This window comes from Paenibacillus sp. HJGM_3, assembly GCF_045062745.1.
In the GTDB taxonomy this organism is placed as follows: domain Bacteria; phylum Bacillota; class Bacilli; order Paenibacillales; family NBRC-103111; genus Paenibacillus_AA.
Genome location: NZ_JBJGED010000008.1, coordinates 115,024 through 140,395, shown reverse-complemented (window position 1 = coordinate 140,395; position 25,372 = coordinate 115,024). Strand labels below are relative to the sequence as shown.

General features: G+C 57.5%; 25 protein-coding genes and 1 other RNA gene. 25 read left to right on the top strand and 1 reads right to left on the bottom strand.

The features are described from left to right. The first annotated feature begins 26 nt into the window (after nucleotides 1–26). From ACI5FR_RS11615 to rnpB, 15 genes are all read left to right on the top strand, one after another. Nucleotides 27–2,282 carry an HD family phosphohydrolase gene (locus ACI5FR_RS11615; protein WP_405454556.1) on the top strand — a complete coding sequence of 752 codons (2,256 nt, stop codon included), beginning with the start codon at nucleotides 27–29 and terminating at the stop codon, nucleotides 2,280–2,282. Continuing rightward, nucleotides 2,279–2,851, top strand: a complete 573-nt coding sequence (ybeY, locus tag ACI5FR_RS11610) for an rRNA maturation RNase YbeY (RefSeq protein ID WP_405454554.1) — start codon at nucleotides 2,279–2,281, stop codon at nucleotides 2,849–2,851. Before ACI5FR_RS11615 ends, ybeY begins: the two co-directional genes overlap by 4 nt. After that, a complete protein-coding gene (locus ACI5FR_RS11605; protein ID WP_405454552.1) occupies nucleotides 2,848–3,555 on the top strand; it encodes a diacylglycerol kinase in 708 nt (235 codons plus the stop codon). The genes ybeY and ACI5FR_RS11605 overlap by 4 nt, the downstream gene beginning before the upstream one ends. Before the next feature lie 20 nt (nucleotides 3,556–3,575). Then, on the top strand, nucleotides 3,576–4,013 hold the full coding sequence (gene cdd / locus ACI5FR_RS11600) for a cytidine deaminase (RefSeq protein WP_405454551.1): 438 nt from the start codon (nucleotides 3,576–3,578) through the stop codon (nucleotides 4,011–4,013). A gap of 549 nt (nucleotides 4,014–4,562) precedes the next feature. After that, nucleotides 4,563–5,459 carry a GTPase Era gene (gene era, locus ACI5FR_RS11595; RefSeq protein ID WP_405454549.1) on the top strand — a complete coding sequence of 299 codons (897 nt, stop codon included), beginning with the start codon at nucleotides 4,563–4,565 and terminating at the stop codon, nucleotides 5,457–5,459. 114 nt (nucleotides 5,460–5,573) lie between these two features. After that, nucleotides 5,574–5,711, top strand: a complete 138-nt coding sequence (locus tag ACI5FR_RS11590; RefSeq protein WP_405454547.1) for a YqzL family protein — start codon at nucleotides 5,574–5,576, stop codon at nucleotides 5,709–5,711. Nucleotides 5,712–5,776: 65 nt separating this feature from the next. Beyond that, entirely contained in the window at nucleotides 5,777–6,523 is a 747-nt protein-coding gene (gene recO / locus ACI5FR_RS11585; RefSeq protein WP_405454545.1) for a DNA repair protein RecO, read from the top strand. A 144-nt stretch (nucleotides 6,524–6,667) separates the two neighbouring features. Then, nucleotides 6,668–7,477 carry a pyruvate, water dikinase regulatory protein gene (locus ACI5FR_RS11580; RefSeq protein ID WP_405454543.1) on the top strand — a complete coding sequence of 270 codons (810 nt, stop codon included), beginning with the start codon at nucleotides 6,668–6,670 and terminating at the stop codon, nucleotides 7,475–7,477. Nucleotides 7,478–7,610: 133 nt separating this feature from the next. Next, nucleotides 7,611–8,081, top strand: a complete 471-nt coding sequence (locus ACI5FR_RS11575; RefSeq protein WP_405454541.1) for a YaiI/YqxD family protein — start codon at nucleotides 7,611–7,613, stop codon at nucleotides 8,079–8,081. A 39-nt stretch (nucleotides 8,082–8,120) separates the two neighbouring features. Next, nucleotides 8,121–9,959 carry a DNA primase gene (gene dnaG / locus ACI5FR_RS11570; RefSeq protein WP_405454540.1) on the top strand — a complete coding sequence of 613 codons (1,839 nt, stop codon included), beginning with the start codon at nucleotides 8,121–8,123 and terminating at the stop codon, nucleotides 9,957–9,959. Between the two features lie 53 nt (nucleotides 9,960–10,012). Further along, the gene (rpoD, locus tag ACI5FR_RS11565) at nucleotides 10,013–11,131 is read left to right on the top strand and encodes an RNA polymerase sigma factor RpoD (RefSeq protein WP_405454538.1); all 1,119 of its coding nucleotides are present in this window, start codon (nucleotides 10,013–10,015) and stop codon (nucleotides 11,129–11,131) included. Nucleotides 11,132–11,193: 62 nt separating this feature from the next. Further along, entirely contained in the window at nucleotides 11,194–12,021 is an 828-nt protein-coding gene (locus tag ACI5FR_RS11560) for a hypothetical protein (RefSeq protein WP_405454536.1), read from the top strand. Nucleotides 12,022–12,023: 2 nt separating this feature from the next. Further along, entirely contained in the window at nucleotides 12,024–12,788 is a 765-nt protein-coding gene (locus ACI5FR_RS11555; RefSeq protein ID WP_405454730.1) for a tRNA (adenine(22)-N(1))-methyltransferase, read from the top strand. Beyond that, nucleotides 12,764–13,879 carry a Nif3-like dinuclear metal center hexameric protein gene (locus ACI5FR_RS11550; protein WP_405454534.1) on the top strand — a complete coding sequence of 372 codons (1,116 nt, stop codon included), beginning with the start codon at nucleotides 12,764–12,766 and terminating at the stop codon, nucleotides 13,877–13,879. Before ACI5FR_RS11555 ends, ACI5FR_RS11550 begins: the two co-directional genes overlap by 25 nt. Nucleotides 13,880–13,964: 85 nt before the next feature. Further along, nucleotides 13,965–14,383, top strand: an RNA gene (gene rnpB / locus ACI5FR_RS11545) — RNase P RNA component class A. A gap of 101 nt (nucleotides 14,384–14,484) precedes the next feature. Here rnpB and ACI5FR_RS11540 read toward each other — a convergent pair. Next, nucleotides 14,485–16,413 (bottom strand): S8 family peptidase, encoded by a 1,929-nt coding sequence (locus ACI5FR_RS11540; protein ID WP_405454533.1) that lies wholly within the window; start codon nucleotides 16,411–16,413, stop codon nucleotides 14,485–14,487. A gap of 235 nt (nucleotides 16,414–16,648) precedes the next feature. Between ACI5FR_RS11540 and ACI5FR_RS11535 the strand changes: the two genes are divergently transcribed. The 10 genes from ACI5FR_RS11535 to typA all read left to right on the top strand — a co-directional run bounded on the left by ACI5FR_RS11535 (nucleotide 16,649) and on the right by typA (nucleotide 25,345). After that, complete coding sequence (locus ACI5FR_RS11535; protein WP_405454531.1) at nucleotides 16,649–17,149, top strand: YpuI family protein; 501 nt, start codon at nucleotides 16,649–16,651, stop codon at nucleotides 17,147–17,149. 113 nt (nucleotides 17,150–17,262) lie between these two features. Then, the gene (locus tag ACI5FR_RS11530) at nucleotides 17,263–17,802 is read left to right on the top strand and encodes an RDD family protein (RefSeq protein WP_405454529.1); all 540 of its coding nucleotides are present in this window, start codon (nucleotides 17,263–17,265) and stop codon (nucleotides 17,800–17,802) included. A gap of 104 nt (nucleotides 17,803–17,906) precedes the next feature. Continuing rightward, nucleotides 17,907–18,122: a DUF1540 domain-containing protein gene (locus ACI5FR_RS11525; protein ID WP_405454527.1), complete on the top strand. Its 216-nt coding sequence runs from the start codon at nucleotides 17,907–17,909 to the stop codon at nucleotides 18,120–18,122. An 18-nt stretch (nucleotides 18,123–18,140) separates the two neighbouring features. After that, nucleotides 18,141–18,557, top strand: coding sequence for a hypothetical protein (locus ACI5FR_RS11520; protein ID WP_405454526.1), 417 nt, complete (start codon nucleotides 18,141–18,143; stop codon nucleotides 18,555–18,557). A gap of 128 nt (nucleotides 18,558–18,685) precedes the next feature. Then, nucleotides 18,686–19,432 (top strand): lytic transglycosylase domain-containing protein, encoded by a 747-nt coding sequence (locus tag ACI5FR_RS11515; protein ID WP_405454524.1) that lies wholly within the window; start codon nucleotides 18,686–18,688, stop codon nucleotides 19,430–19,432. Between the two features lie 139 nt (nucleotides 19,433–19,571). Further along, complete coding sequence (locus ACI5FR_RS11510) at nucleotides 19,572–20,717, top strand: cysteine desulfurase family protein (protein ID WP_405454522.1); 1,146 nt, start codon at nucleotides 19,572–19,574, stop codon at nucleotides 20,715–20,717. Next, nucleotides 20,714–21,919 carry a tRNA uracil 4-sulfurtransferase ThiI gene (gene thiI / locus ACI5FR_RS11505; protein ID WP_405454520.1) on the top strand — a complete coding sequence of 402 codons (1,206 nt, stop codon included), beginning with the start codon at nucleotides 20,714–20,716 and terminating at the stop codon, nucleotides 21,917–21,919. Before ACI5FR_RS11510 ends, thiI begins: the two co-directional genes overlap by 4 nt. Nucleotides 21,920–22,095: 176 nt before the next feature. Then, nucleotides 22,096–22,761 (top strand): TerC family protein, encoded by a 666-nt coding sequence (locus ACI5FR_RS11500; protein WP_405454518.1) that lies wholly within the window; start codon nucleotides 22,096–22,098, stop codon nucleotides 22,759–22,761. 106 nt (nucleotides 22,762–22,867) lie between these two features. Then, the gene (locus tag ACI5FR_RS11495; protein ID WP_405454516.1) at nucleotides 22,868–23,356 is read left to right on the top strand and encodes a hypothetical protein; all 489 of its coding nucleotides are present in this window, start codon (nucleotides 22,868–22,870) and stop codon (nucleotides 23,354–23,356) included. Nucleotides 23,357–23,503: 147 nt separating this feature from the next. Continuing rightward, nucleotides 23,504–25,345, top strand: a complete 1,842-nt coding sequence (gene typA / locus ACI5FR_RS11490) for a translational GTPase TypA (RefSeq protein WP_405454514.1) — start codon at nucleotides 23,504–23,506, stop codon at nucleotides 25,343–25,345. Nucleotides 25,346–25,372: the final 27 nt, after the last annotated feature.

Below are 25,372 nucleotides of genomic sequence, written 5' to 3'. Positions count from 1 at the left end.
GGGATGAACAGAGGGGATTGAACGTTGTGAGTCGCAATGGGCGTTTTTCCACGAACGGCAAATCGTTTTCTTACCGTCTGAACGGTTGGAAGTACAGTGTAGGCATTCGAGTCATCCTGTTCGTCGGGCTGGCTTTTCTGTTCTATATGGCTTTGTCGGGCAAATGGATTCCCCAGCGCTACGATCTCCAGCTCGGCATGGCGAGCGACCGTACGATTCTGGCGCCCATGCAGATGGAGAACGGGATCGAGACCCAGAAGGCCAAGGAAGAAGCCGCCAAGAAGGTGCAGCCCGTCTATACGATCGTCTCGATGAAGAACGAGGTGCTCGTGGAGACGGTGTTCGAGAAGCTGCGCCAGATCAACAACGACGAGGCATTAAGCGACAAGGTAAGCGTATTCCGCACCGTGTTCCCGTCCTTGTACCAGGAGCATATCGCGTCGCTGTATAAGAGCGCTACGGCCGGTCTCCCGAACGATATGTTCGTCGCGGAGATGAAAGCCCGGCTGGAGGAGCAACAGTACAAAATTCCGGAGGAAGTGTACTTCAAGTTTCCCCGGCTGACCAAAGAGGACCTGAGCGTGATGGAGCCGGTCACCCGCGATATCGTTAGCCGCCTCATGTCGGATCAGATCCAGAACGCGCAGACCGCGCGGGCGAAGGTGGCGGAGCTCGTCAATACGTCGTCGCTGACGAAGAACACGAACCGCGAGCTCGTGCAGGAGATCGCCCGTTTCGTGCTGACGCCGAACCGGTTCCTGAACCAGCAGGCGACGGACGAGGAGAAGGCGAAGGCCCGGGACAACACGAAGCCGGTCTATATCAATAAGGACGACGTGCTCGTGCACAAGGGCGAGCAGATCAGCGAGGAGCTGTACCAGCGGCTCAAGACGGCGGGGCTGTTGAAGGACAAAGTGAACTATTGGCCCCAGCTCGGTCTCATCGTGACAGTGGCGCTGCTCGCCTGCGGGCTGTATATGTTCATTCGGAACAGTACGCTGCCGATTCAGCAGAACAACGCCCAGCTGTTCATGCTGCTCGTCATTTATGTGCTGAACATCGTCGGAATGAAAATTGTGGCGCTGGGACAAAATTTGGAGTATCCGTACGTCGGCTATTTGGCGCCGATCGCGATGGGCACGATGCTGATCGCCTTGCTGCTCGATTTACCGCTGGCGGTGATCTCGGCTGTGATCTTCAGCATCATCTCCAGCGTCGTCTACAATATCAAGACGGACGAGATGTTCGATTACCGGTACGGCTTCGTCTCGCTTGTCGTCGGCCTCACGGCGGTGTTCGCCATCCAGCGGGCCAACCAGCGCTCGTCGATCTTGAAGGCGGGCATTATGGCCTCTTTGTCGGGGGCGATTGCGTCGGCTTCGCTTATTCTGCTGGAGAACGACTATACGCGCAACGAGCTGCTGTTCTCGACGAGCTTCGCGATTGCGGCCGGGATCCTGACCGCGGTTCTCGTCATCGGGCTTATGCCGTTCTTCGAGGCTTCGTTCGGCATTTTGTCCCCGCTCAAGCTGATCGAATTGTCGAACCCGAACCATCCTCTGCTGCGCAAGCTCCTGACGGAGACGCCGGGGACGTACCACCACAGCGTGATGGTCGGCAATTTGTCGGAGGCGGCGGCCGAATCGGTCGGCGCGGACGGCCTGCTCTGCCGGGTCGGTTCGTTCTATCACGACATCGGGAAGACGCGGCGGCCGAGCTATTTTATCGAGAATCAGATGAATATGGAGAATCCGCACGACCGGATTGAGCCGGCGCTCAGCAAGTCGATTATCGTGGCGCATGCGAGAGACGGCGTGGAGATGCTGAAGGAAATGCGCATTCCGAAGCCGATTCGGGATATCGCCGAGCAGCATCATGGGACCACATTGCTCAAATATTTTTACCATAAGGCGCTCAAACAGCGGGAGGCCGATCCCGAGTCGGCGGCGGGTGAAGAGCCGATCACGGAAGAGGACTACCGCTATCCGGGGCCGAAGGCGCAATCGCGGGAAGCGGCGATCGTCGGCATCGCCGACGGGGTGGAGGCGGCCGTACGGTCGCTTCGCAGCCCTACGATCGAGCAGATCGACACGATGGTGCGTAAAATTATTAAGGAGCGGCTCGACGACGGCCAGTTCAACGAGTGCGATCTGACGCTGAAGGAGCTGGACACGATCGCAAAGACGCTGAACGAGACGCTGCTCGGCATTTTCCACTCGCGGATCGAATACCCGAGCGATGTGCCGGCGGGCAGTGCGACGAAGGGAGCGGGAACGGCATGAAGCTGAAACTGGAAATCTCGAACGATCAAGAAGCGCTCGCCATTACGGATGAGCTGATAGCGAAGCTGGAGCTCTTGCTGAAGCTCGCAGGCGAGCAGGAGGATGTGAACGCGGGGGAGGTCGCCCTCAGCTTCGTCGACGACGAGACGATTCACGCGTTGAATAAGGAATACCGCGGCATTGACCGCCCGACCGACGTGCTGAGCTTCTCGATGCTCGAGGCCAGTCCCGAGGAGATCGAGATCGTCTACGGCTCGGACGACGATGCGGACGAATGGGACGACGACGAGGAAGAGAGCGACGAGTCGGACGAGGGCGAGTCGGCCGATGCCGGCGATGACGACGACGATGATGAATTCCCGGAACCGCTCGGCGACATCATCATTTCGGTCCCGACCGCCATCGCCCAAGCCGAGGAATACGGGCATTCGATCGAACGGGAGCTGGGGTTCCTGTTCGTGCACGGCTTCCTCCACCTGTTAGGGTACGACCATCAGGATGAAGCTTCGGAGAAGCAAATGTTCGCGAAGCAGGAGCAGGTGCTGCTCAAAGCGGGGTTGACGCGTTGAAGGACGGCAAACGGTTCCGCCGAAGCTTTCGATACGCTTATGAAGGATTGCAATATGCGTTAACGACGCAGCCTAACATGCAGTTCCACTTTTCCGTAGGCTTGTTGACGTTCATCCTGGCCCTCGTGTTCGAACTGCCCAAGGTAGAGCTGTTGTTCATTCTGCTGGCCGTTACACTCGTCATCGTCACGGAACTGATCAATACGGCCGTTGAGAAAGCGGTCGATCTGGCGATGCCGGACCGGCATCCGCTTGCCAAAATTGCCAAAGACGTAGCCGCAGCCTCCGTACTTGTGTCTGCGGTTTTTGCCGCCGTTACGGGCATGATCGTGTTCTACGAGCCGATCGACCGGCTGATTCGCCATACCGGCCCGCACGGCGAGGGCGTCTCGCCGGCGCTCATCTGGACGCTTGTGGCGCTGGTGGCGATGCTCGTCATCGTGCTCCAGAACCGATTCGCGCACAAACGGCTTGCACGGCCGGTGAAGCCGAGTCTGGTCGCCGCAGTATCCTTTTCGATCTCGACATGGGTGACGCTGCTGACGACGCATACGCTCATCGCGCTGCTCGGCTACAGCTTGTCGCTCCAGATGATGTTCATTCTGTACGATCGCGAGAAGAGCGAGATCGCCTCGCTGATTACCGGCGCGGTTCTCGGCAGTGGTATCACCGTCCTGGTCTATTCCATCCTTCATTATATTTGAGTAAAGCGAGTGTGAGCGTGATGTCCGACTCCGTCGAGTCCCCTTTGCAAGTCCCGTTCGATCCGCAAGCGCTCATCCGGCAAGCGATCGAGGCGTCGAAGCGCGCCTACGTTCCTTATTCCCGGTTCCGTGTCGGCAGCGCGCTGCTCGATGCGGAGGGCGGCGTGCATCTCGGCTGCAACGTGGAGAACGCCGCCTACAGCCCGACCAACTGCGCCGAACGGACGGCGCTGTTCCGCGCCATCGCGGACGGGCATGCGGCGCAGAGCTTCCGGGCGATCGCCGTCGTCGGCGACACGGATGGGCCGATCGCCCCGTGCGGCGTGTGCCGGCAGGTGATGATGGAGCTGTGCGCGCCGGACATGCCGGTCGTCATGGCGAATCTGCACGGCGAGTACACGATCACGACCGTCTCCGCGCTGCTGCCGGGCGCTTTCACCTCGAAGGATCTTGGTTAGGAACAGGAATGTCACGCCCAAGTAGCTGGAGTGTAGCGCAGAAAGTGACGCTCCGAGTAACTGTAGAGACGAAAAGTTACTTTTGAGCAGGATACGTTACGGTCCGAGAGGCCAAAGTGCAGCATACGCAGAGTCATACTCTCGGTACCGAGATTAACGTACATTTTTGCCGCTATTTGGCTCAAACTATACAGGGGAGCCGAAATAAAGGACTATTTTGCCGCTAATGCCGCCGAACCCCTCACAATACGCCTACATACAGACAATAGCGGCAAAATAGTCCCTTATTCGCTCTCGAATCCATCAAAAAGTCCGAATAGATGACTTTTTTGCTTTTATTACTAAATAAAACAACAAAGTGAATGGATTCATGTCCCCGGGAGTGGAAAGAGAAAAGAGGGCCCCGGCGAGTTTTGGCTTGAAGCCCCCACCACATGTACTTTTACAATCCAAGGGGCTTCAAACAAGATGTTTGAGCTGAAGGGGCGCTTTTTCTCTTGGAACGGCGGTACCAACTCTCAAATCCATTCACTTTACCAGGAGACCACCATGAAAAAAGGCTTCAAATCGGGCTTCGCCGCCATCATCGGCCGGCCGAACGTCGGCAAATCGACCTTGCTCAACCAAATCGTCGGGCAAAAAATCGCCATCATGTCGGACAAGCCCCAGACGACGCGCAACAAAATCCAAGGCGTCTACACGACCGAGACGTCGCAGATCGTCTTCCTCGACACGCCCGGCATCCATAAGCCGCAGTCGAAGCTGGGCACGTTTATGATGAAGGTAGCCGAGAGCACGTTCCAGGAAGTGGACGCCGTGCTGTTCGTCGTGGATGTGGCGGACGGGTTGGGCGGGGGCGACCGGTTCATCATCGAGCAGCTCAAGAACGTCAAGACGCCGGTATTCCTCGTCCTGAACAAGATCGACCAGGTCCAGCCGGAGCAGCTGCTGCCGGTGATCCAGTCGTACAAAGACCTCTACGCGTTCGCCGAGATCGTGCCCGTGTCAGCCCGGAACGGGAACAACGTGACGACGCTGCTCGAGCTGGTCGGGCGGTATTTGCCGGAAGGGCCGCAGTATTACCCGGAAGACCAAGTGACGGACTACCCGGAGCAGTTCGTCTGCGCCGAGTTGATCCGCGAGAAAATCCTGCACATGACGCGGGAGGAAATCCCGCATTCGATCGCCGTGCAGATTGAGGACATGAAGGTGAAGGACAACGGGCTCGTCGACATATCGGCCGTCATCTACGTGGAGCGTGATTCGCAGAAGGGCATTATTATCGGCAAGCAAGGCTCGCTCCTCAAGGAAATCGGCAAGCAGGCCCGCCAGGACATCGAGGCGCTGCTCGGCTCCAAAATTTTTCTTCAGCTGTGGGTGAAAGTGAAGAAAGACTGGCGCAACCAGGAACATGTGCTCAAAGACTTAGGCTTCCGCCTCGACTGAACCGCGCTCGCCCCTGAGCCCGCCGTGGCAATTATTGCAACGGATAGTAGCAACACTCCTCGCAAATGATACCTAAGGAGCAGTAGACGGGAATCATTGGGAGGTTAAGTACGAATGCGCGATTTTTCGTGGAAGTATTTTACATTAACTGGTGATGTGGAGTCATATCTGCTATACAAGGAAATGCATCGCGATCGAGATGAAGAGCAAGGGGAAGAGGAAGAGCCGCTGCCGGACGAGGTGGACGGGTAAATCCGGATTCGGAGCCCGGACATGTCCGGGCGCGGCAACATCTGGCAGGGGAAGAGGGAGCGCGTATGCTGTACCGGGTGGAAGGCATCGTCATTCGCAGCTTCGACTATGGGGAAGGCAACAAGATCATTACGATCCTGACAAGGGATTACGGGAAAATGAGCGTGATGGTGAGAGGTGCCAAAAAGGTGAAAAGCCGGCACTCCGCCCTCGCGCTGTTGTTTACGTATGGCGAATTCGTTTTTTTCAAAACGGGTTCCATGGGAACGCTAAGCCAAGGGGAAATTCTGAAAGCGTATCAATCGCTTCGCGAGGACATTCACAAAACCGCTTACGCCGCCTATTTGGCGGAGCTGACGGAACGGCTCTTGGGCGAGCAGGATCGGCCCGCGTGGGTGTTCGACCAGCTGCTGGCGGCCTTGGACGCGGTCGAAGCCGACAAAGATGAGCAGATCGTAACACATATCTATGAGATGCGTTTGCTCAGTCTCGCCGGTTATACGCCGGAGTTGTCGCAGTGCGTCTCGTGCGGCTCACAAGAAGGCGAGATGGCGGTCAGCCCCTCCATGGGCGGGCTATTGTGCCCGAGATGCCGCCATCAGGATGCGTCCGCGATTCCGGTATCGGAGAGTGTGCTCAAGCTGTTGCGTCTGTTCTTACATATGGATATCGGCCGCCTAGGCAAAATCGAAGTGTCGCCTTCCACCCGGGCATTGCTCAAGCGGGTGATCCGACAGCTGTACGATACGTTCGTGGAAGTAAGGTGGAAATCGCGTCAGTTCCTCGATCAAATGGACAAGTACGGCATTTAGAGGATTTGACAACGGATACCCCGTTTGGTATTATGACACAAGCAGAATAATGTCTCCCGTTTCCTCTCTTTCGAAGAAGCGGGAGTTTTTCTATTGAGCCATGTGCTGTAAGTATGGGGATAAGGGAATTGGGGAGATGAGGGCATGAACGTACCAAGGCCGATCGTGTATGTCGTATCGGACTCTGCTGGCGACACCGGGGAATCCGTACTCCGCGCAGCCGCGATTCAATTCCACCCGCTAACCGTGGAGATCCGGCGGGCACCGTTCGTGATGGATCGGGCGACGGTGGATCGGGTGGTGGAGGAGGCGAGTCTCGCCGGCGCCGTAATTTTGTTCACGCTCGTCATTCCCGAGCTGCGGGATTACTTGACGACGCGCGCAGGACAGCTGGGCGTACCGACGATTGATTTGCTCGGGCCGATCATCAGCCGCCTGGAGAGCGTCCTGAACAAGGAGGCGCTGCACCAGCCCGGCCTCATCCACCAGCTGGACGAAGACTACTTCAAAAAGGTCGAGGCGGTGGAGTTCGCGGTAAAGTATGACGACGGCCGAGATTCCTCGGGCATCCTGAAGGCGGATATCGTCCTGGTAGGCGTATCGCGCACATCAAAGACGCCGTTATCCATGTACTTGGCCCACCGCACGCTCAAGGTCGCGAACGTCCCGATCGTGCCGGAGCTGCAGCCGCCCGAGCAGCTGTTCACCGTGAACAAGAAGAAGATCGTAGGCCTCATCATCGATCCGGACAAGCTGAACATGATCCGCAAGGAGCGGCTCAAGAGCCTCGGCCTGTCCGATACGGCTATGTATGCGCAGATGGAGAGAATCAAGAATGAGCTGGAGTACGCCAAGACGATCATGGACAAGCTCGGCTGCGTTGTGATCGACGTTTCGAACAAAGCGGTGGAAGAGACGGCGAGCGTTATTCTCGGCATGTTCCGCACTCGTTAATAACTTTCTTTTAGTAAGCAGGATTTTCGACGTTCGAAGCGTATATATTATACGGTTGTAATAAATTTCACATTTTCGTTAGTCAAAGAGCTGCGAAAAGTGGGTTATCACGGCATGAAGGCGGGTGATCACGATGCCAGCCAGCGTTCCCCGCATTCTAGTCGATGCCGACGCCTGTCCGGTGAAATCGGAAATTGTGGAAGCCGCGAAGCGGCACGGGGCGCACGTCACGATGGTCGCCTCATACGATCATCGGCTGGAGCCGGCCGAAGGCGTTACGATCGTGCAGGTGGACCGGTCGGATCAATCGGTGGACATGTACATTGCCAATCTGCTGCAGCCGAACGATATCCTCGTCACGCAGGATTTCGGGCTCGCTACGATCGGACTGGCCAAACGGGCCCGCGTCTTGTCCAACCGGGGCCAGTTGTACTCGGACCGCACGATCGACTTTTTGCTGGAAAGCCGGCACGAGAGTGCCAAGCGACGGAGAGGCGGGAAGCATTCCAAAGGGCCGAAACCCTTGACCGACGAGGATCGGCAGCGGTTTCTACAATGTTTGACAAAAGTTTTAAGGGGTTTGCAGGAGAATACCTCCATGTAGCGAATACGTATATTGCACTCCACAAGAAGGTGAACTAGGATGAGTACCGGACAAATCCCGGAAGAAGTCATTGAGGCGGTCCTAAAACACCACGACATCGTAGACGTGATAGGCAAATACGTGCATCTGTCCAAGCAAGGCCGCAATCTGAAAGGATTGTGCCCGTTTCACTCCGAGAAATCGCCCTCCTTCACCGTCCATCCCGAGAAACAAATCTTCAAATGCTTCGGGTGCGGGACCGGCGGGAACGCCATTACCTTCCTACGGGATATCGAAGGCTATTCGTTCTCGGAGGCGGTCCGCCATCTCGCGGAAGAAGCGGGAGTCCAATTCGGAGGCTGGCAGGAGGCGTCGCCCGAGCAGACGGCGAAGCAGCTCGAACGCGAGCAGCTGCTCAAGGCGCATGAACGGGCCGCCATGTTATATCATTATATTCTGAAGCATACGGAGCAAGGCAAGGCGGCAAGCGAGTATTTGAAAAATCGGGGCTTCAACGAGGCGCTGATCGAGACGTTTCAAATCGGGTACGCTCCCGCGCGATGGGATACGCTGGTCGTTCAATTGCAAAAGAATGAATTCGATATGCCTCTGATGGAGGCGGGCGGACTGATCTCGGCCAAGTCGTCCGGCGACGGATACGTGGACAAGTTTCGGGACCGGATCATGTTTCCGATCCGCGACGCCAAGGGGAAAGTGATCGCTTTTGCAGGCAGAACGCTAGGCAACGAACAGCCCAAGTATTTGAACAGTCCCGAGACCATGCTGTTTCGGAAGAGCCGCATTCTTTACAATTTTCATCAAGCCCGCGCCGCCGTGAAGAAGGAAGGCTCGATTGTCGTATTCGAAGGCTACGCGGACGTGATCAAAGCCTGGATGGCGGGCGTCCACAACGGCGTCGGCACGATGGGCACGGCACTGACGGACGAGCATGCGAGACTCATTCGGCTCGCCACGGAGGACGTAATCGTCTGCTTCGACGGCGACAACGCCGGGCAGTCGGCCTCCTACAAGAGCTTGCCAATCCTGGAGCGGGCTGGGCTGACGGTCAAGGTCGCCATCGTCCCGGATAAGCTCGACCCGGACGAGTACATCGCCCTGAACGGCGAGGAGGGGTTCCGGCGCGACGTCTTGAACGAGGCGCTGCCGGTCGTCAAGTACAGGCTGCACTACTTGAGGCGGAACTTCAATTTCCTGGACGCGGATGCGAAGCTTCGCTACGTTAAGACGGCCATTCGAGAAGTGATCGCCGATCTGCCGTCGCCGACCGAGCGGGAATATTACTTGAAAGAGCTGTCGAATGAGCATCAAATGAGCCTGGATTCCATCAAGCAAGAGACGAATCTGATCCGCCAGGAATTGCAAAAAAAGCGGCAATCTGGGGATAATAACGAAAATTCGTGGAATAATGTTAGGCATGACGGGAGAGAAGGCGTCCCACTGCCGAAACCAAGCTCTAAGGGCGACAAAGCGGAGACCGATCTGCTGACGGCGATGATGCATGACAAGGATGTCGCCGGTTACGTACAGCAGCATCTGGGAGAAGCGTTCAATATCGAAGCTCACGCAGCGTTAGCTGCTTATTTATATGCCTATTATGCGCAAGGATTCGAACCTGACGCGAGCCGCTTCATCGCCTCCCTGCAGGACGAAGCGCTGGAGCGGGTTGCGAGCTCGATGCTGATGCCCGATCTGGTCAAGGGCATCAATGCTCAAGTGATCGACGACTGCATTCGAGTCGTGAAGGCGGTGCCGCAGCTGAAGGCGTTGGAGCAAATGGAGCAGGAACGAATTCGGGTGGAGCGCGACGGGGACCCGCTCCGAGCCGCGCAAATTGCAATTGAGATTATAACTCTAAAAAATCAGCTGAAAGGCGTGTAACCCGGCGCTCGAGGTACGCGATAGTTGATTCTTTAGAGAGGAGGGAGCTTGGAATGGCGAACGATCAACATACTGAGCAAGAAACCGAACTGACGCTCGAACAGGTCAAGGAACAGCTAATAGAGCAAGGCAAAAAACGCTCCTCCTTGACTTATAAAGATATTATGGAGAAGCTCGCTCCGTTCGATCAGGATCCGGAGCAGATGGACGAATTTTTCGAACAGCTGTCCGAGCTCGGCATCGATGTGGGCAATGAGACGGAAGACGATCATATGCGGCCAAATCAGGACGACGAGCATGACGAGTTCCATCTCGACGATGACTTGTCGCTGCCTCCGGGGATCAAGATCAACGATCCGGTTCGGATGTACTTGAAGGAAATCGGGCGGGTGCCGCTCTTGTCGGCCGACGACGAGATCGACTTGGCGAAGCGGATCGAGCAGGGCGACGAGGAAGCGAAGCGTCGTCTCGCGGAGGCGAACCTGCGGCTCGTGGTCAGCATTGCGAAGCGGTATGTAGGGCGCGGTATGTTGTTCCTGGACTTGATCCAGGAAGGGAACATGGGCCTCATCAAGGCCGTAGAGAAGTTCGACTTCACGAAGGGCTTCAAATTCAGTACGTATGCGACATGGTGGATCCGTCAGGCCATCACCCGGGCGATCGCCGACCAGGCGCGTACGATCCGGATTCCGGTTCATATGGTGGAGACGATCAACAAGCTGATAAGGGTGTCCAGGCAGCTGTTACAGGAATTAGGGCGCGAGCCTACGCCGGAAGAAATCGCGAAGGAAATGGATCTGAGTACGGAGAAGGTACGGGAGATCATGAAGATCGCCCAAGAGCCGGTCTCGCTCGAGACGCCGATCGGGGAAGAGGACGATTCGCATCTGGGGGATTTCATTGAGGACCAGGAGGCGCTCGCTCCCGCCGATGCCGCTGCTTACGAATTGCTCAAGGAACAGCTCGAGGACGTGCTGGATACGCTGACGGAGCGCGAAGAGAACGTGCTGCGCTTGCGCTTCGGCCTGGACGACGGACGGACGCGCACTCTTGAAGAGGTGGGCAAGGTGTTCGGCGTCACACGCGAACGGATTCGTCAAATCGAAGCGAAGGCGCTTCGCAAGCTGAGACATCCTAGCCGCAGCAAACGGTTGAAAGATTTTCTGGAATAACCCATTCGCGACACCAAAGACCTTTCTGCTTGCAGTCAGGTCTTTTTTCACGGAGGCTGGAGATGGATTCAGAGAAACGGACGCTGATCGTCCGGGAAATCGAGCAATGGCGGAGAAGCAAGCTGCTTCCCGAGCAATATTGCGACTTCTTGCTCAACCTGTACATGGATGATACGGTAGAGCGGGAGCGCAAAGTGGCTGGCGTGTCCGTACAGGCGATCCAGAGTAGCCGCTGGCACGTCTGGCTCCTAATCTTTGGGGCCGCTGCCGTAATTTTCTTTCTCGCCCTTCATTTTAACTCTTTTCCCAGTCCTTTGCAAATTGGGCTGCTGGGCGCGGCGGTCATCGGGAGCTATGTGCTGGGCATCGCCGCGAGCCGGAAATCGCCGGTGCTGGCATACAGCCTTGTTGGGGTGGGATCGGCGGCGCTGCTCGCGGCTGGCGTTCTGATGCTGAGGCTGGCAGGGAAGGACGATCCCGGACTGTTCGTGGCGTACGTCGCCTTCTGCTGTGTCATATGGATCGCGATCGGCATCCTGGCGCGTATGGGACTGTTTCAGTATTGCGGCTGGATCGGACTGTTGCTCGTATACGCGTGGCTGCTGCAGGATCAGGAGGCGAGCCATAGCTGGGTTGGGGCACAGCTGAGCTGGCTGCCGTTATGCTTCCTGTTCGGGTGGTTCGGCTGGCTTCTGCTGCGAAGGAAGATGTCTCCGGGGTCGATCCTGTTGCTCGTTGCCTTCACGATATGGCTTTTGCCGGAGATCTATGGATTTTACATCGAAGGTCGGATGGACCCCATGTTCCAAGCGTCTCTGACGGTCAAGCTGTTGGCGGCGGGAGCGGGTTTGTTCGCAACACGAAAAAAATGGATCGAGTGGGTAGCTTAATGGTGAAATTATCGAAGCGGTTGGAAACGATCGCATCTCAAGTGCCGGCGGGCAGCCGTCTGGCGGATATCGGATCCGACCATGCCCTGCTGCCGGTGTATCTGGTTCAGCAGGGCATGATTCCTTATGCGGTCGCGGGCGAGATTAACCCCGGCCCGTATGAGGCGGCCAAAAAGCAGGTGGCGGAGGCCGGGCTGTCGCATTGCATCGCGGTGCGCCGAGGCGACGGGTTGCAAGCCGTCCAGGCCGGAGAGGTGGACGTGATCACGATCGCCGGCATGGGCGGTGCGCTCATCGTGCATATCCTCGAGCAAGGCCGGTCGAAGCTGGAGGCCGTTCAGACGCTCGTGCTGCAGCCGAATATCGGCGAAGATCAAGTGCGGCATTGGCTGACGGCCAACGGTTGGCGGCTCGCGGCGGAACAGCTGCTGGAGGAAGACGGCAAATACTACGAAGTGCTCACGGCACAGCGAGATGCGGAAAATGGTGACACGGCCGGCACCGCGAATCTGTATGCCCCGCGAATGCTGGCGTGCGGCATTCAGGTGGAGGAGAGCTTGTTGTACCGTCTCGGTCCTTATTTGATCGATTCACCGAATGAAGCGTTCTATGCGAAATGGCGCTCCGAGCTGCGTAAAATGGCCGGTATCGCTCAGGATATGGGGCGTTCGGATTCGGAATCGGCTCAGGTTCGGCGGGATGCGCTTCTGCTGGAAATCGCGAAGATGGAGGAGGTGCTCGCATGCTTGCAAAAGGACAAACCGTAATTCAGCAGTTCGAACGCATGGTGCCGAAACATCTCGCCATGCCGGACGATCGGATCGGCCTCCAGCTCGGCACGCTCCAGAAGGACATTCGGCATGTACTCATCGCGCTCGACGTGACCGATGAAGTGGTCGAGGAGGCGATCGCCGCCGGAACCGATCTTATTATCGCGCACCACGCGATCATTTTTCGGCCGCTCACGCACCTGCAGACGGACACTCCGGCCGGCCGGCTGTACGAGAAGCTGATCAAGCACGATATCGCGGTGTACATCGCGCACACGAACTATGACGTGGCCGCTCACGGCATGAACGATTTGATGGCGGAGGCGCTTGGGCTGACGGGGACTACGTTCCTGGAAGTCGTTCATACGGAGAAGCTGAAGAAGCTCGTCGTATTCGTGCCGAAAACTCACGAGGAGCAAGTGGCGAAGGCGCTTTTCGATGCCGGAGCGGGCCATATCGGCGAGTACAGCCATTGCAGCTTCCGCGTGGAGGGAACCGGCACGTTCTTGCCCGGTGATCGGACGCAACCGTTCGTCGGCCAGCCCGGCCGGCTGGAGCGCGCCGAAGAGGTGCGCATCGAGACAATTGTGCCCGATTCGATCGAGCGCAAGGCCGTGCAGGCGATGCTGAAGGCGCATCCGTATGAGGAGGTCGCCTACGATCTGTATCCGCTCGACTTGAAGGGCAAGGCGTACGGCCTGGGCCGTGTGGGCAAAGTCGCCGAGCCGGAGACGTTGACTCAGTTCGCCGAGCGGGTGAAGACGGCGTTCGATGTGCCGTTCGTTCGCGTCGTCGGCGATCCCAACCGCGTGGTTCGCAAGGCGGCGGTGTTGGGCGGTTCCGGCAGCCGATACGTCCGGCATGCCCAGTTCGCGGGCGCGGACGTTCTCGTCTCGGGCGACATCGATTACCACACGGCGCATGACGCGCTGGCCGCCGGGATCGCGGTCATCGATCCGGGTCACAATGCGGAGAAGATTATGAAGAAGAGCGTAGCGGAACGACTCCAGAGTGCGTTGAATGCGGACCGCTACACGACGCAGGTCACTCCGTCGCAGGCACATACGGAGCCGTTCCGGTTGCAGTAACCGCCGTCGACGGCTGGCAAAGGTGGAAACAGTCTCAGGTTGCATCCTCCAACAACGTCAGGTATACTTCAATATAGAATTTCGGAAAGCTTGACAGACAATCGCCGGTGCTATGCACGGGAGGAAAGTCCGGGCTCCACAGGGCAGGATGCTGGATAACGTCCAGTCAGCGCGAGCTGAAGGATAGTGCCACAGAAATGGACCGCCGATGAACTTATCCCGAGAAATCGGATAAGTAACAGGCAAGGATGGAACCGTGGTGTAAGAGACCACGAGGGGATATGGTGACATATGCCCTGGTAAACCCCATCTGGAGCAAGACCTAAGGGAACGCCCGCAGGTTCGGCCTGCAGCCTTTGCCCGAGGCGCGTTCGGGTTGGTCGCTTGAGCTTGTCAGCAATGGCAAGCCTAGATAGATGATTGTCGCTTCGATGGTGGGAGGGGCTTGTGGTCCCCGCTCGCACCACCGGAAGCACAGAACCCGGCTTACGGCAAGCTTTCCGAACTACCACAGCATTTCAGCTTTTCCTTACATACGGACATCACGAAGCCCGCCGGAGCGAACTCCAGCGGGCTTTTTTCCTTCTATTGCCAGGATGGGCGGTCTAGCCCATCCGTTGATATTTTTTGGCGATCTCGAGCAGCTCCCGGTCAACCCAATCGGTCACCATCGACAGCGACCCGCGGTTCTGGTTCGCCATCTCCAGCGCTTTGGCCACGTCGATCTGCCCGTAGCCAAAGTAGTTGTCCTTGCCCGGCGTCCCCAGATCGCTTGCCGATTTGCGTAAAATCTCCATCACTTCGGTGTTCTTGAGCAGCGGATTGACGGAGCGGATCAAGGCGGCCAGCGCCGTGACATGCGGGCTAGCCATTGAAGTGCCGGACAGCGCCGCGTACTGGTTTTTCGGATACGTGCTCGCGATATTCACCCCAGGCGCGGCCGCGTCGATATAGTCGCCGTAGTTCGAGAACGAAGCCTTCTGCTTGTTGCTGTCGGTAGCGGCTACGGCGAACACTTCCGGATAGGCGGCCGGATAGCCGGGCTGCGCCGTATTGTCGTTGCCGCTCGCGGCAATCAGCACTACGTCCCGGTCGTACGCATATTTGATCGCGTCGTGAAGGAACTGGGCGTCGGCGTAGTTGCCGAGGCTCATATTGATCACCTTCGCGCCATGGTCGGTCGCCCAGATGATGCCTTGCGCGACGGAGTACGTGTTGCCGGCGCCGGTCTCGTCCAGCACCTTGACGGGCATAATCTTGTTGTACCATGTCATCCCGGCGACGCCTTCTCCATTGTTCACGAGGGCGGAGATGACACCGGCGACGTGGGTGCCGTGGCCTACATCGTCCTGAGGATCGGTGCCTTCTTTCACCACGTTGTAGCCGCCGATCAGATGCTCCCTCAGATCCGTATGCGTCAGATCTACACCGGTGTCCACGACGGCCACGATGACGTCCTGGTTGCCTTTATTGATGTTCCAACCGGGCAGCGTATTGATTGCGGGCAAGTTCCACTGGTATTTTTTATACAACACATCGTTGGGCTCCGCAGCTGTTGTCGGTCCGGTCGGTGCAGTCGGTGCAGTCGGTCCAGTCGGTCCAGTCGGTCCGGTCGGTCCGACCGGTTCACGCGTCTCATTCGTCATGTACAGAAAGTGAGGCTCGGCGAAAACGACGTTCTTTTGCTGGAAATACCCCATCAGTTGTTTGGCTTCTAAGCGGGTGGAGCGGAAAATGTACGTATTGCCGACCTTCCGGGCCGATTCGGCACCGATATCGGCCTTCATCCGCTCCAGCTCGGCCGGGGTCGGATCCTGCTGAAACTTCACGACCACTTCGTTCACGTGGTAATGGCTCGTCCCTTCATTCTGCTCGGGATGGGTCACTGTCTTGTCGCGCAGCGTATTGGAGTCGACCGATTCGATTTTGTACCGTTTGTCGCTAGGATACGGCACGAGCCGTAAGTTTTTGCGCAAATCGACTTCCACTTTATGCAGCACATCTTGATGGATCAGGCCGACCAGCCCCGAACCGCCGCCGTCCGATGGAACGCCCAGCACAAAATATCGCTCTTGGCCGGTGCCGATCGCCTGGGACTGGTACGGCTGCCCTTGCTGCACTTTCTGACGCGCTTCCTGGAGATGAGGCGACGCCTCCTGCTGGACGTTGCCTGGTATGGAGCCTTCCGTCACCGCCGGACCTGCACCTTTGGCACCGCCGAGCCATTCCACATAGTGGATGTGTTCGTGCTCCTGCTGCAGGGCGGTCAGTTTGGACTTGACATTGGCCGGGGAATCGGATTTTAATTGATGAAGTGCGGTTTTAAAATCAAGCGCACATTGCGAGCGGCATAATTCGTCAGTTAGCTGCACATCCTGAGCCAACATCGACTGTTTGATTTGCATTTCTTTGGCCGGTCCCGGATTTTGCTGCGTATTCGGCCCAGGCAGCGGACGCCCGCTGCTGCAGCCGACTGCGAAGAGGACAAGCCCGCCGGTTGCAAGCACCGATAGCGCGGCATTCGTTTTTCTCATAGCGACCTCCCGTTGAAGCGGAATTGGATTTACTGTTAAGGTGGGGTTCCGCCAGTCGATTTATGCATCGGGATGAGCCGGAAGCTGTTGAGAGAAAACCGTGAGTGTACGCCTTTCGGCTTCGGGGTCCCGAAAGTTGTGCGGGGATAAGCTTACTTTTCGGGTGAAATTATGGTACGATGAAAGCAATGCAAGCCGAGGCAATTTTGTTACACTGAAGGAGGGGTCGACGGGAATGGTCATGCACCAAGTCAAGAATTTATGCGAAACATCACGGACGAAATTAAAAGAAGCCATCGCCAAGATGGAACTTTTCCTTAACCATTACAGCTTGCCCCAGCTCAGCACCGAGAACGATCCGGCCATGGAGGAATTTTACCGCGGCTACTTGTCGGACACGAGACATCTGCTCGTCTTCTGCGAAGTGTCGTACGAGAAGCTCGGGATGAACTTGCGCCGCCCGCACTTTAATGAAGATTACGCGGAGAAAGTGCTGTACGACGTCTATCACAGCTGCGTGAACGGCTTCTACTATCCGAAGAACGAATGCTATTCGGAAGACGGCCGTTATGCGTATACGGGACAAGATGCGATCCGGTTCCGGAAGAAACCTAGCCGCGAAGTGCGCAATCTGACGATCGAGCTGTCGAAGATTTTCGAGGAGCTCCGGGAAGATTTGACGTATTATGAAACGGACTATATGACGCAGCGCCGCATGCAAGGCGATCGGATGTAAGGGCTGCTTAAGCATAGCGTTCAGAATAGAGAGAAGAGGACCTGGTCGATGACGGCCGGGTCTTTTTGCTAGGAGGGGCACGCACCCCAATTGGGAACTACGGAGGGTCGTAAATGCCGGAGCATGATTCAGGAAAACTCGTATCGATGGGTACCCGGATCAAGGCTTTTTTGTGGGATTATATCGTCATTTTCGGTTACATTCTATTGTTGATCGGCGTATCTTATGCAGCCCGACCTTGGTTGATGCCGCTGTTCTCGTCCAGCCCTTGGACGGCGGAGCTCACCGGTTTTTGTTTCATTACGCTGCCGGTATTGCTGTATTTTGCTCTTAGCGAAGGATCTCGAGCGCATGCGACGTGGGGTAAACGAAAAGTGGGAATCCAGGTCAAGACGGTGCATGGTCAACCTATGGGATTTGGAACATCCCTGCTTCGTTCCGCAGTCAAATTCGCTCCCTGGGAGCTGGCCCATTTTACCATATGGCATATGGTGCTTCCGTCCGGAATTGCGGATTCTGTCCTTAATGGGTTATTGGCAGCTGTTTATGGACTCGTTTTCCTGTACTTGCTAAGCCCCCTATGGAGCCCCAAAAAACAAACCGTTTATGACCGGATTGCGGGATCCGTTGTGGTCCGGTCTGACAAGGCATAGTCCATATCTGCGAGAGTGTCGTCGGCTGTTGCTCCTTTTCCAAACGTTCCTTCACATAGGCGGCTTCCATACCGGGAACCTTGTAAGTGGAGGTGATATCGACAATGACGAAGCCGATCGTCAAATGCAGCGTATCCAACTGTACGTACTGGGGAGAACAGAACCAATGCCGGGCCGATGCGATCATGATCGACATCGACAGCCATGCGAACGCCCATTATAACGAAGAATTCGCCGGGGAGAGCTTCGACACCGAACATCAAGACAACGCCAGAAATTCGTCCGGCACTTGCTGCCACACGTTCAAGCCGAAAAAGTAACGGGAGGAGTCGGGGCGGATGGAAGATTATACTAAATCCAGGTACGCGGAAGGCCATTTGGTGAACGAGTCGATGCAGAGTACGCCCGTGGGCTCCCGGGAAGAGCATGGAGAGGAGTTCGGGGCTGAACTGGCCGCAGCGCCGCCCGTGTTCAACCGGACGCGGGAACTGCACAATCCCGAGGAAGACCGTCCTTATGAACGTTCGGCGGCAAGAGTGGAGGAGGAAGCGCCGAGCCGGTCTCTTGGATGGGTTGCACTAGTCTCGGCGATTATTTCCTTGTTCGTTTTGCCCGTATTCCTGGGCATCACCGCCATCGTCCTCGGCGTTATCGCGTATATGCGGGGAACGCGCGGTTTGGGAGCCTGGTCGGTCGTCATCGGAGGCATCTCCGTATTGGCGTATGTCGTACTAATCCCCACTTATTATTCTTGAACGATGGGACCGTGCCGGCGCAGGCGCGGTCCTTTTTAAATCGGCCAAACCATTTTTTTCTGTTCTTCACTGACAAATCGGTGTACAATGATTACATGCTTGTCCGCGATTTGGGAGGAAATGGTGAAATGAGCAGTATTGACCCGAGATACATCCGCCAGCTGCTGCAAGCTCAGCTGAAGCCGAATTTGGACGGGTTGTCGGCCGCCGCTTCGGAGAGCGATGACGGTGCGGATTTTGCCGACATCCTGAATACGATTATGATGGGCGTCTCTGATGACCGGTCGGCCGCGCCTTCCTATGCATCGAGCCAAGCGGCGGAGAATGCCGCAGGGCGGGCCACAACAGCGGCGACCGCCACACCGGCCAATTCCGCTTATAAAGCGTGGAATTTAATGCAGCTGTCTTCGCTGTATCCGCAACAGGTGAATTCGGCCGCAGGCTCGACTTCTTACGATTCCATCGTCGAGCAGGCCGCTCGGCAGTATGGCCTAGACGCCAAGCTCATCCATTCGGTGATCGGAGCCGAATCCGGCTATCGCTCGAATGTGGTGTCCGCGGCGGGGGCCAAAGGGTTGATGCAGCTGATGGACGGCACCGCGAGGCAGATGGGAGTCGCGGATTCGTTCGATCCGGCGCAAAATATTTTCGGCGGCACCCGCTATTTGGCCGGGTTGATGGACCGTTACAACGGCAATGAGGCAATGGCGCTCGCCGCTTACAATGCCGGGCCCGCACGGGTGGATGCGCTGAAGGTCCGCAACGACTCCGAGTTGATGGCGAAGATTACGCAGCTGCCGCTGGAGACGCAAAAATATGTAGCCGCCGTCATGGCCGGCCGTAGCTCTGTGAGCCGTATCGGACAAACGGACTGAGGCAGCGGAACATGATGTGAGGTTGCGCGAACGATACGGGATGAGTTACGATCATGGTTGGTCCGATTGAAGAGGACAGGCCGTTGATCGTTTCTTTGTATTTGGAGCAAGTTAAGAAGAACCAAGGGGGAAGGAAATCATGAGTTATTTCGACCATTGCGCGACGACGCCGCCGTATCCGGAAGTGGTGGAAGCGATGGCGGAAGTAATGACGGCGTATTACGGCAATCCTTCTTCGATACACCGGGTCGGCGTGGAGGCGGAGCGGCTCGTGTCCAAGGCGCGGACGCTGATCGCTCAGCTGCTCGACGTCGGGCCGAACGAGATTCTATTCACCTCAGGGGGCACGGAGAGCAATAATTTGGCTGTGAAAGGCGTCGCGTACCGCTATGAGTCGAGGGGCAGGCACATGATCACGACCGAGCTCGAGCATGCCTCTGTGTACGAGGCGTGCAAGCAGCTAGAGGCGAGAGGGTTCGAGGTTACGTATATTCGACCGGATACGAATGGGATTGTTCGCGTCGAGGACATAAATGCCGCGCTGCGGGAGGACACCGTTCTCGTCAGTGTCATGCATGTGAACAACGAGGTCGGTGCCGTCCAGCCGATCCGCGAAATTGGTGAGCTGCTGCGCAACCGCCCTCGCACGTTATTCCATGTCGATGCGGTGCAGAGCTTCGCCAAGCTCGCGGTGTCCCCTGCCGATTGGGGCATCGACCTGCTGTCGGTGTCCGCGCACAAGCTGCGCGGGCCGAAGGGCGCCGGCTTCCTGTACCGGCGCCAGGGCGTGCAGCTCGAGCCGCTGTTGGCCGGCGGAGGGCATGAATTCGGCACGCGGTCCGGGACCGAGAACGTGCCGGCCATCGTGGGCATGGCGAAGGCGCTGCGCATGAGCATGGACCGCCGGGAGACGGCGGCGGCGCACATGCGCGGGCTTCGCCGGCAGCTCATCGCCGCGCTCGATGGCGTGCGCGGCATCGAACTGAACGGCGCCCGCGACGAGTCGCGGATGGCGCCGCACATCGTGCACATCTCCGTGCCGGGACTCCGCTCGGAGGTCATCGTACATGCGCTCGAGCGGGAGCAGTTGTTCATCTCGACCAAGTCGGCCTGCTCGTCCGGCGAGACGGAGCCGAGCCGCGTCCTGCTCGCGATGGGGAAGGACATGGCCCAAGCCTCGAGCGGACTAAGAATCAGCCTGTCTGCGGAGCATCAGCCGGCCGATATCGAACGGCTGGCTGCCAGCCTGACACGCATGGTAGAGGAGATGGCCAAGCTATTGTGAACAAAGACATCATTTTACTTCGATTAGGGGAGCTTACCCTTAAAGGCCGCAACCGGCACCGGTTCGAGACCCAAGTGCAGCAGCAGCTGAAGCGGGTGCTGCAGCCGTTTCCAAGCGTCACCATCCGGCATGAATACGGCCGTGTCTACTTAGATTTGGGAGGCAGCGAATACGCAGCCGTCGCCCGGCAGTTGGACAAAGTGTTCGGCCTCCATTCCTACAGCCCCGCGATCCGCTGCGGACTCCGGTTGGAAGAGATTCAGACATCCGTCCGCGAGGCATTCGCGGAGATCCAGGTCAAGCCGCGCACGTTCAAGATCAGCGCCCGGCGGGTGAACAAGAAGTTCCCGTACGATACGTACGAGTTGAACCGGCTGCTCGGCGGAACGCTGCTCGAGCAGCACGAGGACCTGCAGGTCGACGTACACAACCCGGAGCTGGACATCCGCGTCGAGATCCGCGAGCAGGAAGCGCTCGTGTTCTCCGAAGTCGTCCCGGGTCCGGGCGGATTCCCGTTAGGAAGCAACGGCAAGGCGATGCTCATGCTGTCGGGCGGCATCGACAGCCCGGTCGCCGGATGGCTGGCGATGCGCAAAGGGCTGCGGGTGCAAGCGGTCCACTTCCACAGCTTCCCATACACGAGCGAGCGGGCGAAGCTGAAGGTGATCGACCTGACCCGGACTCTGGCTGGATACGCCGGCAAAATCACGCTGCATATGGTGCCGTTCACCGACATCCAGACGCGGCTGAAGCAGGAGTGCCGGGACAACCTGCTCATCACGATGATGCGGCGGGCGATGTTCCGCATCACGGAACAGCTCGCCGCACGGCAAGAGGCGCTTGCCATCGTGACGGGGGAGAGCCTCGGGCAAGTGGCGAGCCAGACGCTGCCGAGCATGCACGTGATCGGGGCCGCGGCTACCCTGCCGCTTATCCGCCCGCTCATCACGCTGGACAAGGCGGAGATCACCGCTATGGCGGAGCGAATCGGCACGTATCCGATCTCGATTCTGCCCTACGAGGATTGCTGCACGCTGTTCGTGCCCAAATCCCCGTCCACGAACCCTAATATTCACGCGGTGGAGCGCCAGGAGCGATACATGGAAGAATGGCTGCCGGAAGCGATCCGCACGGCGGTGGAGCAAACCGAGACGATGTATATCGTGCCGGAGCAGCCGGAGAAAGAAGACAGCTTGTTTTAAGTACCCCCAAAAGTGACCATGGCGGGGCTCACGAATTTCAGTTAAAAAAGTGCGGGAATTTTTGCGAAAATCATGAAACCTTTGTCCGGGTCATCCGTAATACACCGTTGCATGCTGCGGATGGCTGGCGATAGACACCCTGGCAACCAATAGATCGCAGGAGGTTAATGCATTTTATGGAGTGGTTTTTGCTATTTTTGCAAATTATGCTGATCAATATCGTACTTAGCGGGGATAACGCCGTCGTCATCGCGCTCGCGAGCAAAAATTTGCCGCTGCATCAACGGAAGCAGGCGATATGGTGGGGCGCGTTCGGCGCGGTGGCGCTTAGGCTCGTTCTGACGATCGCGGCCGTGGCGCTGCTGAAGGTGCCTTACATTCAGGCGGCCGGTTCCTTCCTGCTGATGTATATCGCGATCAAGCTTCTCGTCGAAGATGACGGGCACGCCAATGTGAAGGAAGCGGCGTCGCTCGGCAAGGCAATTTGGACGATCATTATCGCCGACTTTGTCATGAGCCTGGACAACGTGCTTGCGATAGCCGCGAAGGCACAAGGGAACATCTCGGTCATTATACTGGGGATCGCGCTCAGCATCCCGATTATCGTGTGGGGCAGCACGCTTGTCATGAAGCTGTTGCACAAGTATCCGATTTTCGTCTACTTGGGCGCAGGCATTCTGGGGTACACCGCAGGCGAGATGTTCGTGAGCGACGAGAAGATGGAGCATTATTTGCTCCACGGCAGTGCGACGATGCACCATGCGATTCCGATCGTGGCTACCGTAGTCGTGATTGCGGCTGGACTTATCAAGAAATTCTCCTCGTCGGGCAAGACCGCCTAATCGGGCCGGCAAGCCGCCCCACTAGCAATTTCTGACTCTATTCGCTAAAATAGAGCTAGCAAAAGTCGCTTCATCGGACAAGCGGCAACTAGGGGAGGGGAGCTGCATGACCCGTAATCGGTACTCGATCGGCCTCGTCATCGTGGCGGTCGGCGTTGTACTCTTGCTTGGCAAACTGGGGATTTTCGGATTTTTCTGGGGGCTCTTGTGGCCGTTTTTCATAATGGCAATCGGCGTTTTGCTGCATATGCTGTTTTTCGGCAAGCTGTTGCCTTCCGGCGTTTTGATTCCCGGCGGGATTCTCATTACGATTTCGCTCATGTTCCTATTCTGCAACATATTCGGCTGGTCGGCGATGGCGTATTTGTGGCCCGGGTACTTGTTCGCGGTGGCGGTCGGGTTGTACGAATATTATATATTCGACAAGTACAAGCCTCGCGGGGCATACACGGCTTCGCTCGTGCTGACGATCGTGGCCGCGCTCTTCTTCGCCTTGACGTTGCTGTTCTCGATCAGCATCTATTTCATCGCCCTCGTCTTGATCATCGGAGGCTTGGCTTTAGTGTGGCGTCGGCCGGGGCGCCGTTCCTGGTGAGAGTTGGCAGCCGTTCCATCGCTTGACTTGCGTTATCCGGCCGGAGAGAGTACAATAATAGTTGTATGTCAAGCGTCGGCGCATTGTCCGGCGCTTCTTTTATGAAGCCCCATACGCTTCGAAGCCCTTACTGAGAGGATTGAAATTATGCATTCCAGACAAAACATTCGCAACATCGCGATTATCGCCCACGTCGACCATGGCAAGACGACGTTGGTCGACAAGCTGCTTCAACAATCGGGTACGTTCCGGGAGAACGAGCATGTGCAGGAACGCGCCATGGACTCGAACGACTTGGAGCGCGAGCGCGGCATTACGATTTTAGCCAAAAACACCGCCATTCATTATAAAGACTACTTGATCAACATCGTGGATACCCCCGGCCATGCCGACTTCGGCGGCGAAGTCGAGCGCATCATGAAGATGGTGGACGGCGTCTTGCTCGTCGTAGACGCGTTCGAGGGCTGCATGCCGCAAACGAAGTTCGTGCTGCGCAAGGCGCTCGAGCAGAACTTGACGCCGATCGTCGTCTTGAACAAGATCGACCGTCCGAATGCCCGTCCGGCTGAAGTCGTGGACGAGGTGCTCGAGCTCTTCATCGAGCTCGGCGCGAACGACGACCAGCTCGACTTCCCGGTCGTCTATGCGTCTGCCCTGATGGGGACGTCGAGCTCCGATCCTGAGAAGCAAGATGAGAACATGGAAGCTCTTTATGAGATGATCGTGAGCCACATTCCGCATCCGACGGAAGATCCGGAGCAGCCGCTCCAATTCCTCGTGACGCTGATGGACTACAATGACTACCTGGGGCGCATCGGGATCGGCCGTGTCAATCGCGGGATCATTCGCCAGGGCCAGTCGGTGGCCGTCATGACGCGCGATGGCGCGACGAAGACAGGCCGCATCGAGAAGCTGTTCGGCTTCCAGGGCTTGAAGCGAGTGGAGATCGAGGAGGCCGGCGCGGGCGACATTGTCGCGGTATCCGGCATCAAGGAGATCAACATCGGCGAGACGATCGCCGATCCGGCTCACCCTGAGGCGCTGCCGGTATTGAAGATCGATGAGCCGACGCTGCAGATGACGTTCCTCGTGAACAACAGTCCGTTCGCCGGCAAGGAGGGCAAGTGGGTGACGTCCCGCAAGCTGCGCGAGCGGCTGTTCAAGGAGCTCGAGACCGACGTGAGCTTGCGCGTCGACGAGACCGACAGCCCGGACGCCTTCATCGTATCCGGCCGCGGGGAGCTGCATCTCGGCATTCTGATCGAGACCATGCGCCGCGAAGGGTTCGAGCTGCAAGTGTCGAAGCCGGAAGTCATCATCAAAGAGATCGACGGCGTCAAGATGGAGCCGCTCGAGCGGCTGCTCATTGACGTGCCGGAAGACAGCATGGGCGCCGTCATGGAGAGTCTTGGTACACGCAAGGCCGAGATGATCAATATGACGAACAACGGCATGGGCCAAGTCCGGCTGGAATTCCTCATCCCGGCTCGCGGACTCATCGGGTACGGCACGTACTTCCTCACCTTGACACGCGGATACGGCGTGATGAACCATGCGTTCGACAGCTACGGCCCTTACGCGGGCAGCGGCGTTGGCGGCCGTCATCAGGGCGTGCTCGTCTCGATGGAGACGGGAACGGCTACCGCATACGGGATTTTGTCGATCGAAGACCGGGGCATCCTGTTCGTCCATCCGGGTACGGAAGTGTACGAAGGCATGGTCGTGGGCGAGCATACGCGCGACAACGACATCGTCGTGAACATCTGCAAGGAGAAGCAGCTGACGAACATGCGCGCCTCCAGCAAGGATGAGACGGTGAAGATCAAGACGCCGCGCACGTACTCGCTCGAGCAGGCGCTGGAATATTTGAACGACGACGAATACTGCGAAGTGACGCCGAAGTCGATCCGCCTCCGGAAGAAGATTCTGAACAAGAACGACCGCGAACGCGCGGAGAAGCACCGGAAGATGGCGGAGGCGACCGTATAACCCGGACACATTCGGGCAGGGGAGGTG

What these genes read in the sequence shown, in the direction of transcription:
- ACI5FR_RS11580 (WP_405454543.1), top strand. Translation starts at nt 6,668, where the DNA reads ATGAACGTACCAAGGCCGATCGTGTATGTCGTATCGGACTCTGCTGGC.
- ACI5FR_RS11575 (WP_405454541.1), top strand. Translation starts at nt 7,611, where the DNA reads ATGCCAGCCAGCGTTCCCCGCATTCTAGTCGATGCCGACGCCTGTCCG.
- ACI5FR_RS11520 (WP_405454526.1), top strand. Translation starts at nt 18,141, where the DNA reads ATGGAAGATTATACTAAATCCAGGTACGCGGAAGGCCATTTGGTGAAC.
- ybeY (WP_405454554.1), top strand. Translation starts at nt 2,279, where the DNA reads ATGAAGCTGAAACTGGAAATCTCGAACGATCAAGAAGCGCTCGCCATT.
- ACI5FR_RS11540 (WP_405454533.1), bottom strand. Translation starts at nt 16,413, where the DNA reads ATGAGAAAAACGAATGCCGCGCTATCGGTGCTTGCAACCGGCGGGCTT.
- ACI5FR_RS11495 (WP_405454516.1), top strand. Translation starts at nt 22,868, where the DNA reads ATGACCCGTAATCGGTACTCGATCGGCCTCGTCATCGTGGCGGTCGGC.
- ACI5FR_RS11560 (WP_405454536.1), top strand. Translation starts at nt 11,194, where the DNA reads ATGGATTCAGAGAAACGGACGCTGATCGTCCGGGAAATCGAGCAATGG.
- rpoD (WP_405454538.1), top strand. Translation starts at nt 10,013, where the DNA reads ATGGCGAACGATCAACATACTGAGCAAGAAACCGAACTGACGCTCGAA.
- ACI5FR_RS11590 (WP_405454547.1), top strand. Translation starts at nt 5,574, where the DNA reads ATGCGCGATTTTTCGTGGAAGTATTTTACATTAACTGGTGATGTGGAG.
- era (WP_405454549.1), top strand. Translation starts at nt 4,563, where the DNA reads ATGAAAAAAGGCTTCAAATCGGGCTTCGCCGCCATCATCGGCCGGCCG.
- ACI5FR_RS11525 (WP_405454527.1), top strand. Translation starts at nt 17,907, where the DNA reads ATGACGAAGCCGATCGTCAAATGCAGCGTATCCAACTGTACGTACTGG.
- ACI5FR_RS11500 (WP_405454518.1), top strand. Translation starts at nt 22,096, where the DNA reads ATGGAGTGGTTTTTGCTATTTTTGCAAATTATGCTGATCAATATCGTA.
- cdd (WP_405454551.1), top strand. Translation starts at nt 3,576, where the DNA reads ATGTCCGACTCCGTCGAGTCCCCTTTGCAAGTCCCGTTCGATCCGCAA.
- dnaG (WP_405454540.1), top strand. Translation starts at nt 8,121, where the DNA reads ATGAGTACCGGACAAATCCCGGAAGAAGTCATTGAGGCGGTCCTAAAA.
- ACI5FR_RS11535 (WP_405454531.1), top strand. Translation starts at nt 16,649, where the DNA reads ATGGTCATGCACCAAGTCAAGAATTTATGCGAAACATCACGGACGAAA.
- ACI5FR_RS11515 (WP_405454524.1), top strand. Translation starts at nt 18,686, where the DNA reads ATGAGCAGTATTGACCCGAGATACATCCGCCAGCTGCTGCAAGCTCAG.
- ACI5FR_RS11550 (WP_405454534.1), top strand. Translation starts at nt 12,764, where the DNA reads ATGCTTGCAAAAGGACAAACCGTAATTCAGCAGTTCGAACGCATGGTG.
- ACI5FR_RS11510 (WP_405454522.1), top strand. Translation starts at nt 19,572, where the DNA reads ATGAGTTATTTCGACCATTGCGCGACGACGCCGCCGTATCCGGAAGTG.
- ACI5FR_RS11530 (WP_405454529.1), top strand. Translation starts at nt 17,263, where the DNA reads ATGCCGGAGCATGATTCAGGAAAACTCGTATCGATGGGTACCCGGATC.
- typA (WP_405454514.1), top strand. Translation starts at nt 23,504, where the DNA reads ATGCATTCCAGACAAAACATTCGCAACATCGCGATTATCGCCCACGTC.
- recO (WP_405454545.1), top strand. Translation starts at nt 5,777, where the DNA reads ATGCTGTACCGGGTGGAAGGCATCGTCATTCGCAGCTTCGACTATGGG.